This window comes from uncultured Mobiluncus sp. (assembly GCF_947254095.1).
Taxonomy (GTDB): domain Bacteria; phylum Actinomycetota; class Actinomycetes; order Actinomycetales; family Actinomycetaceae; genus Mobiluncus.
The window spans coordinates 1-10571 of the sequence record NZ_CAMYBV010000028.1; the positions used below are offsets into that span (position 1 = coordinate 1).

The window sequence follows — 10571 nt, forward strand, 5'->3', positions numbered from 1 at the left end:
CGCTGGTAGCCCGAGCCCTGGTGGCACCGGCCTTGGCCAGAGAAGAATCCCGCGGCACCCACCGGCGAACGGATTTCCCGCACCGTCGCGAGGAGTGGCGCAAGCATCTGGAGGTTCAGCTGGGCTCAGACGGAACCTCCCTGGAAGTCAGCGAGACCTCGGTCTGAACTCACGGCGCGAGCCAGACGCGATAAAGGAGAGAGAAAACGATGTTACCAACAGAAATCACCAGCGCTTTAGCGGCAGCGAAGTTAGATTCGCGCCAGGTCACGGACTTTATTGAGGCGACTTTGGACGAAGACTTGGCTTACGGGCCGGACGTCACCACGGATGCCATTTTTGATGACTCCCTCACTGTACAAGCCCGGATGGTAGCTCGCGAGCCGGGATGCCTGGCGGGGGTTCCTATCGCCGCCGCGGTGCCTTTCGTGCTGGCGCAAAAGACCGGCGCCCCCACACCGCGGGTCACGATGCGCCGCCAGGACGGGGCACGGGTCGAGCCGGGCGATGTCATTTTAGAGATAACCGCTGGTGCCAGGACTATGCTGACCGCCGAGAGGACCCTGTTGAACCTGGCCAGTCAGCTCAGCGGTGTGGCGACTGCGGTGGCGGCTTACGTGGATGCTATTACCGCTGCCCCCGGTCAAAGTGGAACGACAGGTACAAAAGCTCGGGTGCGTGACACGCGCAAAACGATTCCCGGTATGCGCGTGCTGCAAAAGTACGCGGTACGTTGCGGTGGCGGGGAAAATCACCGAATGGGGCTGGGGGACGCAGCGCTTATTAAAGACAACCACATTGCCGCAGCCGGTTCGTTGGCGGCCGCGGTGCAGGCGGTACGGGCTCATGCCCCCCAGATTCCCCTGGAAGTTGAATGCGACACTTTGGAACAGGTCACAGAGGCGACGGCTCTCGGGGTAGGGCTGATTCTGCTGGACAATATGAGCCCGGCAACCATGGCTAAAGCGGTGGCAATCGCTGCCCCGCACGGAGTGAAAACCGAGGCCAGCGGGGGGTTGACGCTGCGCGATGCGGCGGCGACGGCCGCCAGCGGAGTGGACTATATCTCCGTGGGAGCCCTCACGCACAGCGCCCCCATTCTCGATCTGGCTCTGGACATGTAGGGAGTGGCCATGAATACAGGGGAGAATCGCGGTGGACTGGAACGGATTATGTCCCCGGATTGGGCGCAAACTATGGCCCCGGTTGAGGACCAGATTCACGCCATGGGAGATTTCCTGCGCGCTGAACTGGCGGCGGGGCGGGGATATTTCCCGGCTGGAGAAAATGTATTTCACGCCTTTCAGTATCCTTTGGCGCAGGTGAAAGTCCTGATTGTCGGCCAAGATCCCTATCCCACCCCCGGTCACGCCATGGGGCTATCATTTTCTGTAATGCCCGGTACAGAAATTCCGCGTTCGCTGGTTAATATTTTTAAGGAAATGCACCAAGATTTAGGCCTGCCCCTGCCAACTTCGGGGGATTTGCGACCCTGGGCAAATCAGGGAGTTATGCTGCTAAACCGGGCTTTGACTGTACAGCCAGGCAAACCCGCCTCCCACCGAGGCCAAGGCTGGGAGGCTATTACCGAGTTCGCCATCCGCCAACTCGCTAAACATCACGCTGCGCAAGGGCTGCCGCTGGTCGCGATTTTGTGGGGTGCCGATGCGCGCAAGACCAAAGAGTTTATGCCCCACGTACCGTGCCTCGAGTCGGTTCATCCCTCCCCGCTATCAGCGTCACGAGGATTCTTTGGTTCCCGTCCCTTTTCACGAGCCAATGAATTGTTGGTGGCCCAGGGTGGCCAGCCGGTAGTTTGGCGCCTGCCGTGAGCGGCCGGTCAAGAACCTGTTTTTCTCACCTTTTCGTTGGATTAACGGCGTGGGAACAGCTCGGAAACCGACGCAATCCGTAAGCTAGACACGTGGATGAAGCACGATACCCCGAGGATGAATTCGACCGGATTGGGAAAAACTTGCCCCAGGGCGCGCACCGGCCTGGTCAGCCCTGGTGGCACGGCTTTCTGCCTTTTGTCATCGTGATTATTGCCGCGCCCTTGTTGGCTTGGGCCATGCTGCTCCTGATTGGGTCGCACCCCTCAACTGCTAACGATGCGGCGAATAAGCCACAGATGAGCCAAACCCCAAACACCGCGGCGACCCCGAGCCCTTCTGAAACCGAAAAACCCGGCGAAAAACCCACTGAAAGTGTCGCACCCAGCGAGGAACCGACCAAAACTACTCCGCCCGCTGCGGAAAAAACTACCGAGCCTCCTTCTGCCGATAAAAGTATCAACGTGAGTGTCTTGAACGCTTCGGGAATCAACGGACTGGCTGCAAAAATCAAGGACAAAGTGGCAGCGGATGGCTTTACGAAAGTGTCTGCCGATAACTTCCAGGGCACCAAACCCGCGGTGAACACCATATATTACCCCTCCGACCGCGAGGTGGAAGCGCGCGAGGTGCAGCGGGTTTTGAATATCGACATGATTGTGCCCAAAGACGGCCTGGACAAGATTCAGGTTGTGCTGGTCGGCAGGCTCTAAGGCCAGCCGGGTCAGTGATTTTTGCACAGCTTCGTGGTGCGGGCTCGTACGTTTAAAACTTGCACTCTAGGGGCGAGAGTGCCAAGATTGAGTTAGCACTCTCAATGTCAGAGTGACAAGTTGGTGAATGAGGCTGCAGGTCGCGCGGAGACGTGAACCGCCACAACCCCAGCCGTCCGTCGCGGGCATTCGCCGCACATGAACCTTATAAAAGCGGAGGTTGTAATAAATGGCAAAAATGATTGCCTTTGCAGAAGAAGCCCGTCGCGGCATGGAACGCGGACTGGATTTGTTGGCTGACACCGTCAAGGTAACCTTGGGACCCAAGGGCCGCAACGTGGTGTTGGAAAAGAAGTGGGGCGCCCCGACCATTACTAATGATGGCGTGTCTATCGCTAAGGAAATTGACCTGGCTGACCCCTACGAAAAGATTGGCGCCGAACTGGTCAAGGAAGTCGCCAAGAAGACTGACGACGTGGCTGGTGACGGCACCACTACGGCGACCGTTTTGGCTCAGGCTATCGTGAAGGAAGGCCTGCGCAACGTGGCTGCTGGCGCGAACCCGATTGCGTTGCGCCACGGTATCGAGAAGGCCGTGGACGCGGTGGTGGCTCGTTTGCTCGCCGACGCGGTGGAAGTTAAGACCAAGGAACAAATCGCTGCGACCGCCTCGATTTCGGCCGCTGACGAAACCATCGGCGAAATGATTGCCGAGGCCATGGAAAAGGTTGGCCAAGAGGGCGTCATCACCGTGGAAGAATCCAACACTTTCGGCCTGAATCTCGAGGTCACCGAGGGCATGCGTTTCGATCGTGGCTACATTTCCCCTTACTTTGTAACCGATGCGGACCGTCAGGAAGCCGCTCTGGAGGACACCTACGTCCTGCTGGTGGATACCAAGATTTCCTCCATCAAGGACTTGGTGCCGCTGCTGGAAAAGGTTATGCAGGCCGGCAAGCCGGTGGCCATTATTGCCGAGGATATCGAAGGCGAAGCGCTGGCTACCCTGGTGCTGAACCGTATCCGCGGTGCGCTGAAGGTCGTCGCGGTGAAGGCTCCCGGTTTCGGCGATCGTCGTAAGGCTATGCTCCAGGATATGGCTATCCTGACCGGCGCCCAGGTTGTCAGCGAGGACCTCGGTCTGAAGCTGGAGAACGTGGGTCTGGAAGTGCTGGGTACCGCCCGCAAGGTCGTTGTCACCAAGGACGACACCACCATCGTGGACGGCGCTGGCGACAAGGACGCTCTGGAGGCTCGCATTCGCCAGATTCGTCAGGAAATCGAAAAGACCGATTCCGACTACGACCGTGAGAAGCTCCAGGAGCGCTTGGCGAAGCTGGCTGGCGGCGTGGCCGTCATCAAGTCTGGCGCCGCTACCGAGGTGGAGCTGAAGGAACGCAAGCACCGCATCGAGGATGCTGTGCGCAACGCGAAGGCTGCCAAGGAAGAAGGCTTGGTTCCCGGCGGCGGCGTGGCTCTGATTCAGGCTGCCACGGAGGCTTTCAAGGATCTGCAGCTGGAAGGCGACGAAGCGACCGGTGCCGCCATCGTGCGGGTCGCAGTGGAATCCCCGCTGAAGCAGATTGCGGATAACGCTGGCCTGGAAGGTGGGGTTGTGGCTGAGAAGGTCCGTCACCTGCCCAAGGGTCAGGGTCTGAATGCCGCCACCGGCGATTACGAAGATTTGTTGGAAGCCAAGGTGGCTGACCCGGTGAAGGTGACTCGTTCCGCTCTGCAGAACGCGGCCTCTATCGCGGGTCTGTTCCTGACCACCGAAGCGGTGGTGGCTGACAAGCCCGAACCTCCGGCTCCGGCACCGGCTCCGGCTGGCGACGACATGGGCGGCATGTACTAAGAGACGCTACAACCCCTTGGAATTGCTCGATTTCTCGTAGCGCTTAAGAGCGAACCTACGTCAGAAATCAAGCACAGTATAGGGCAACTGGAATCGGCACCTGCGTTTGGCGGGTGCCGATTCCTTTGATTTCCGCTCCCGTTTTCCCTTGCCATGGGTCATGGGTGCTTACCCGCGCGCTAGGACACGACATTATGCGGCAGAGCCGGCGTTGAAATTACTGGAGACAATAACAAAATCAAAATTTTCTCTATCATTATTTCTAGAATGCGCTAAAATGCTGATACGTATTTGCCAGACTAGAAGGGAAAAATATGGGTACCATGACAACGCATTCTTCTAAAGAAACACCTCAAGATTGCAAATACTGGCTTCACCGTGTCTCACATGAATGGGATGTATCCCTCAAGTTACTTGCTAAAGGGTACCTTTCCATCGGCTGGTGTGGGCTTGCGGGCAGCGGTATCGAAAAGACCGTTACTGATGGCAATAAACAGCGGTTTGAAGCAGCAATGAGCGAGCATGGGTATCAGGCAACACGTTCGCGTTGGAATCTTTGGAAATTTTTCAGATTCTCACCAAATGACTTTGTCGTTGTTCCCTTGTCTAACGGTAAGTTTTCGATTTATAAGGTCAAGGGAACCCCCATATCCATTACAGAACTTGATGGTTTCGCAGAATTTTTGTCAGAAGATAAAAGCCGGATCACTCGTGACCAGAAAGGGCTGCTTCGGCGGTATGAAAACGATAAAATAGTTGACCTAGGCTTTGTGGTCGAGGTGGAGATTGTAAAGGCGAACCTGTCCCGATATGAATACGCCGAAAGCAAACTAACATCAAGAATGAAAATTCGCCAGACGAATGCGGATATTTCCGACCTTGCCGAGGACGTTCAGAAAGTAATTAGCGCGGAGTCTCCAATTAATCTGTACTCCACAGTTATTGAAGAATTGGCTAACAGACTACTGGATGCAATTAAAACGCAGCTTAACCCCGATAAGTTTGAGCTACTGATTAAGTGGTATTTTGAAAAGCTCGGAGCAACCCGCGCGTGGTGCCCCAGCAAAAACAGCTCCGACAAATGGGATGGGGCAGATGCTGACATCGTTGCCGAGTTTGATACCCTAAGAGTCGTATTCTATATTCAGGCAATACTCCACGATGGTACAACCTTCAATGAGGCAGTTGAACAGATTTCAAAATACAAAGATCAGCACGAAGTATTTTCTGATGAACATACCGTCATTCCATGGGTAATATCAACAGCAGACGAATTCTCAGACGAAGCAATCAAGATGGCACAGGAAAACAATGTACGTCTGGTGACAGGGACAGAGTTTGGGAAAATGTTAATTGACGCAGGAATTACGGACATTAACAGGGCATTTTGAATAGACACGAGGTGGTGCGATATTCAACCCGCCCAAAGCAAACGTCACAAGAGATCCGATGCGCCGGGTGGTTGGAGAGGGGAACCTTCTTACAACTTTGCTGTAAGAGAGCTGCTGATGAGTTAGCAGGACACACCCTAAACCACCAGTTGGAACCAAGGGTGCACGCCTTTACTCTTATACTCTCCCAAGGAGACTATGTGCGCTCTTCGTGACAGACAGCCCTGGGCGAATGGTCACTAACATCCGTTCCGACATGGGTGGCATGTACTAAAGCGGTACTGAACCGTTCGAGTTACGCATAACTTTCATCGGGGCGATTCCCTGCTTTCAGGGGGTCGCCTCGGTGGTTTTTACTGCTCCCCGGAACCTGTATCGGTCGCGGGCGTGTCAGCTCGGCGGCGCGGCTGAGCAGGCAAAGATGAGAATGTTGTTACAAAGGATTGGAAAACTACCGGAAAAAACCTTGAGATTTACCCAAAAAAGCCGAAAAGAATCCTAATGAAACCTGGGGGGTTACCGATAAATGTTTTAGAGGTTACAATGTTAACTAACAACCGCAAGGATTTCTAGGTTTGGAACCTGGGAAAATCGTGTGGTGAGGAACTGGGAAAACCCTGGACATAGCAATTCGAAACTGAGGCAGGACGCGATGAAAAAGTTTTTGATTACGGCAGCGGCGCTGGTGCTGGGATTGGCTTTCGCCCCGGCAGCGTACGCAGAAAATTTGCCTTCCCCGAACGCATCCGAAGACTCCGCCGGCACGGTGATGGAGCACGTGAACCTCGATTCAATGCCCTCTGGCGCTTCCGACGTAGTGGTCAACCCGGCATCTCCCGCCCCCACGGCTCCTTCTACCGCGGAACTGAACGCGGGCGGCAATGACGTCGATGTTCCGGCTGGACCTGAAGTCATGTATCCCCAGGCTCCGGCTTCCGTAGCTAACGCGGAACCGCAGATTCACGCCAATGTGGCCCCGCAGGCTCCCGCAAATGCCACCGGTAAAACTAAGACCTCCATCTCGGCAATCAACGCAAACGCGCCACAAGCCTTCGTGTCCTCCCCGATTGACTCGATTCCCGGCGTCGTTTCTTTCATCTTTATCATGCTGCTGTGCGTGGGCGCCGGGGTTGCGGCTGCGGTCGTGATTTCAATCGTTACCGGAAAGAAAATCAACCTGGGCCTGAACCGCTAAACCGCGGCAACACCCTTTTGCAAAATCCATACATCGTTAAGAACTGAGAGACTTCCCAGGAGTCTCTCAGTTCTTAGATTTTGGGGTATACGATGTAACCGAATTCGTTTACGCTCCGGCAAACAGCGCGGTAGCGTTCGATTCCGTTTCGGCGTAGTTCGCGGAGGCGGTATCCAGCTGCAAACCAATCTGGCGGAGGTTATCCTCCACAGTAGCCTGAGTGGCGCGCCATTGAGCCGCGAGAGCTGCAAAAGCTGCCGAGGCGGCACCCGTCCAAGATTCCTGCAGGGTGGTCAGATTCGCCATCATCGCGGAAACCTGGGTGCTGACTTCCTCAGCACAGGCACGAGTTTGGGCGCCGGCAGCAGCTACGGCATCGCTATCAACTTGAAATTGCATGGTAGTTCCTTTCGTTTGAAACACTTAAGCGCGGGAAAACCAAACTTTGGTTTTCACACTCTCAAACTAAGGCAATGCGCGTAGGGTGCCCAGTCACAAAAAATCTACCTGTGGAAAACCCCGAAATTGTGGGCCCTGTGGAAAACCTTATTCCTGCACGTCAGAAAGGGGTTTGAGGCCAACTTCAGACGGTTTAAGCGCTTTCATGACCATCGTATCCATGGCTTCGGCGACGTTTTCGAGGGTTGAGCCCAAATCCGCCTCATCAGGAGGGGCATAAGGGTTGATCTCGTTAGATTCGTCTATATCTTCCGCATCTTCAGCCTTCGAGGCGGTTTCAGACAAGTCCTCGGTTTCCGGTTTGGTCCCAGGAACGGTCGCGGTGACTTCCCCCGGAGTGGGGGACAGTTCCGAGGCCGGGGTCGCAGTGGGAATCATGCCGGTCTGGGCAGCAGAGTCAGTCTCCGCCCCGGCAATCTCTAACCCGGCGGTGCCGGTTTTTTCCAAACGTTCCAGCTCTGCCCTCAAGTTTTCGCGGGCTTGTTCTTCCCAACCCGCTGCCCCGTGCGTCCAAAACAGCTGCGGACGGTTCAGCAGACTGCCGATGACTTTGGAACGGGCAGCAATAAAACGAGCTTCGTCGTAGGCAGCGTACTCGCGGCGAATGGCCTGCAAATACTCGAGATATTCTTGCGGATCCGCAGCCAATATGCACAAATCCGCGTCGGAAAGCACCTGGGCGTCAATATCGTCAACCGCCTGATGGCGATGTAAACCACGGATAAGTTCCGTGATTTTTTCAATCTGTGTCTCTCTAACGCCCAGCTCAGCCAGAGAATCAGCAGCATAGTCAGCGGAACTCAACACGTCCAATCCCGCTTCCCCGCGCTCCACCGCCGCTTCGGAAACGTCAAAAATCGCACCGTGATACCACACAGCCAGGCGGATAGCGTCCACGTCACGAGCCTGTTCGCTGAGAATATCAACGTTTTCCAGGGTGGTTTTCAGATATTCCAGGTTATGAAAATGGCGCTGCGGATCCATCCACCGCTGGGCCAACTCGGTGCCTACGGATTGGGCTACGTCCCGCGGAGCCGTACCGCCTTCAGCGGCGACAGAACGGGCAAAACCCGCCAATAACCAAGCCGGTATCATCTCGGCCATACACATCATCCTCTGCCAGCTTGGGGAAACCCAAAGCAACCTACCAAGTATAACTGTTTATCTCGGTAGTAACGACTTTCGCCTAAAACCGAAGCTTTGGACGGTACACACCACGGCCTAAAGCCCTCACGCAGGTGTCGAAAAAATGCCCGAACCGAACCTATGCAGAACGCGGCGGAGGCGGAGGCGGGGGAATCACCTTCGGTTTGGGAACCGGCTTGGCAGGAGGTCGAGGGGAAGGCACCGCGGCAGGAGCTGGCTGTACCGTCGGGATGGGTACGGCAGATCGCGCTATTGGGGGCACCGGCCTGACGACAGGCATGCGCGGAGGCTTCGGGGCGCTGGTTGGCGCTTTCCGAGCGGGGGCAGGAGCCTGCCGGGAACTTTCCTTGGCGTTGGACGCTTTGTTGATAGCGGCGGAAGCCGCAGCGAACTTCGCGGCCGGATTGTTCTTTTCGCCCTCAGAATCCACGTGTGAAGCCTGGCACGGCAGCTTGATTCGTACCGTGGCACCACCACCGGGAGTCTGGAGCATTGCCACCGTACCGTTGTGAGCCGAAACGATACCGGAGACAATAGCCAAACCAAGTCCGGTACCGCCCGTGGTCCGCACTCGTGACGTGTCGGAACGGTAGAAACGCTCAAAGACCTTTTTGGCGTCTTCTGGAGCTACCCCCGGACCGTGGTCACGAATCTCTATAACCGCACAACGCTGGAAAGCGGGAATCTTTGAAGCCACGGCATTCTTAAGGGGAACCCCGGTTTCATCAGGCCACATATGGTAACCCACCACCACCTCGACGGGGGTGTTCGCCGGAGTGTGCTGACGCACGTTAGTCAGCAAATTGGTAATGACCTGGGAAATTTTTTCCGCATCCACGGTTGCATAGACACTGTAAACTTCCTCCAGCGTCTCATCTTCCATGTTCAGCAGCTGCATGTCGCGTTCCGGATCCAACACGGCCATATCCGACAGAGAGTTCCGCGCCAAAGCGGTAATATCGGTGCGTTCAAAGGTCATCGGACGGTGTTCGTCCAATCGCGCCAATGTCAGCAAGTCTTGCACCATGTTGCCCATGCGGGTGGCCTCAGACTCAATCCGCGCCATAACCTCCGCCTGACGCTCCGGGCCTACTCCGCCCATGCGCGACAGTTCCGCATAACCGCGAATCGCGGCGGTAGGGGTACGCAGCTCGTGGGATGCATCAGAGACGAAACGCCGCATCTTGCGTTCGGACAGCTCCACCGCTGAGAACGCCTGTTCCAAGTTGGAAAGCATCACGTTCATAGAGTTCGCCAGGGAACCCACTTCGGTGGTGGTAGGGGCTTTCTTAACACGTTGGGTCAAATCCCCGGCCGCAATCTTGTTCGCGACCCCCTCAATCTCATGCAGAGGCCGGAAAGCGCGCCCTACCAGGTAGTTTGTCATCAGAGTGCCGATGATGGCGATAATCAAAGTCGAGATTGAGATGGTGAAAATGATGGCCTGGAGCATATTGCGCTGCGGTGTCATCGACAGACCGACAGTCGCGGCTCCGGCGACTTTACCCTGTGAAGTCAACAAAATCGACAGAACCCGCCACTTTTGACCGGACTTGGTGGAAGGGACCGTAGTTCCGGGCATGACCAGCGAAGAAGTGTTGTTTATCGTGGGGATGTCAGCTTTTTTTGGCAGGTATTGCCGTTGGGGAATGCCTGATTCGTTCTTAGTTGCCGGGGTGATAAATTCGCGATCCGTGCGGTGCATAGAGCCCACAAACTGCACGTAGATGTAGTAATCACTGGGCATGTTGTTGGAAAACACCGTGGTGTCTGAGAGGTTCGCGGCGTTGGGACCCATAACCCTAGCGGCCGCGGAAAGCTGAGCGTCCTGCTGGCTGGTCAGGTACGACGAAAGTGACAGTACCGTTACGGTGCCAGCCAACGACAGCGCCGCTACCAAGGCAACGGCAAAAATGATGGTCAGCCGCGTGGCCAAGGCCAGGGAGATCCACAGTTTCCCTATTCGACGCACTTGCCACT

General features: G+C 55.9%; 10 protein-coding genes. 7 read left to right on the forward strand and 3 right to left on the reverse strand.

Going from position 1 to position 10571, the window contains the following annotated elements; translation table 11 throughout:
- The first annotated feature begins 17 nt into the window (after window positions 1–17).
- The 7 genes from Q0X47_RS07960 (at window position 18) to Q0X47_RS07990 (ending at window position 6986) form a co-directional block, all read left to right on the forward strand.
- Window positions 18–167, forward strand: coding sequence for a hypothetical protein (locus tag Q0X47_RS07960; protein WP_297724797.1), 150 nt, complete (start codon window positions 18–20; stop codon window positions 165–167).
- 42 nt (window positions 168–209) lie between these two features.
- The gene (nadC, locus tag Q0X47_RS07965) at window positions 210–1124 is read left to right on the forward strand and encodes a carboxylating nicotinate-nucleotide diphosphorylase (protein WP_297724770.1); all 915 of its coding nucleotides are present in this window, start codon (window positions 210–212) and stop codon (window positions 1122–1124) included.
- Window positions 1125–1133: 9 nt separating this feature from the next.
- Window positions 1134–1832: a uracil-DNA glycosylase gene (locus Q0X47_RS07970; RefSeq protein ID WP_297724773.1), complete on the forward strand. Its 699-nt coding sequence runs from the start codon at window positions 1134–1136 to the stop codon at window positions 1830–1832.
- A gap of 92 nt (window positions 1833–1924) precedes the next feature.
- The gene (locus tag Q0X47_RS07975) at window positions 1925–2545 is read left to right on the forward strand and encodes a LytR C-terminal domain-containing protein (RefSeq protein WP_297724776.1); all 621 of its coding nucleotides are present in this window, start codon (window positions 1925–1927) and stop codon (window positions 2543–2545) included.
- A 229-nt stretch (window positions 2546–2774) separates the two neighbouring features.
- The gene (gene groL / locus Q0X47_RS07980) at window positions 2775–4400 is read left to right on the forward strand and encodes a chaperonin GroEL (RefSeq protein WP_297724779.1); all 1626 of its coding nucleotides are present in this window, start codon (window positions 2775–2777) and stop codon (window positions 4398–4400) included.
- A gap of 314 nt (window positions 4401–4714) precedes the next feature.
- A complete protein-coding gene (locus tag Q0X47_RS07985) occupies window positions 4715–5791 on the forward strand; it encodes a restriction endonuclease (protein ID WP_297724782.1) in 1077 nt (358 codons plus the stop codon).
- A 652-nt stretch (window positions 5792–6443) separates the two neighbouring features.
- Entirely contained in the window at window positions 6444–6986 is a 543-nt protein-coding gene (locus tag Q0X47_RS07990; protein ID WP_297724785.1) for a fibronectin-binding protein, read from the forward strand.
- Window positions 6987–7094: 108 nt separating this feature from the next.
- Here the strand turns inward: Q0X47_RS07990 and Q0X47_RS07995 are convergent, their stop codons facing one another.
- The 3 genes from Q0X47_RS07995 to Q0X47_RS08005 all read right to left on the reverse strand — a co-directional run.
- Entirely contained in the window at window positions 7095–7385 is a 291-nt protein-coding gene (locus Q0X47_RS07995) for a WXG100 family type VII secretion target (protein ID WP_297724788.1), read from the reverse strand.
- Between the two features lie 147 nt (window positions 7386–7532).
- On the reverse strand, window positions 7533–8549 hold the full coding sequence (locus tag Q0X47_RS08000) for a hypothetical protein (RefSeq protein ID WP_297724791.1): 1017 nt from the start codon (window positions 8547–8549) through the stop codon (window positions 7533–7535).
- 160 nt (window positions 8550–8709) lie between these two features.
- The coding region (locus Q0X47_RS08005; RefSeq protein ID WP_297724794.1) for a cell wall metabolism sensor histidine kinase WalK at window positions 8710–10571 on the reverse strand (1862 nt) is incomplete at its 5' end.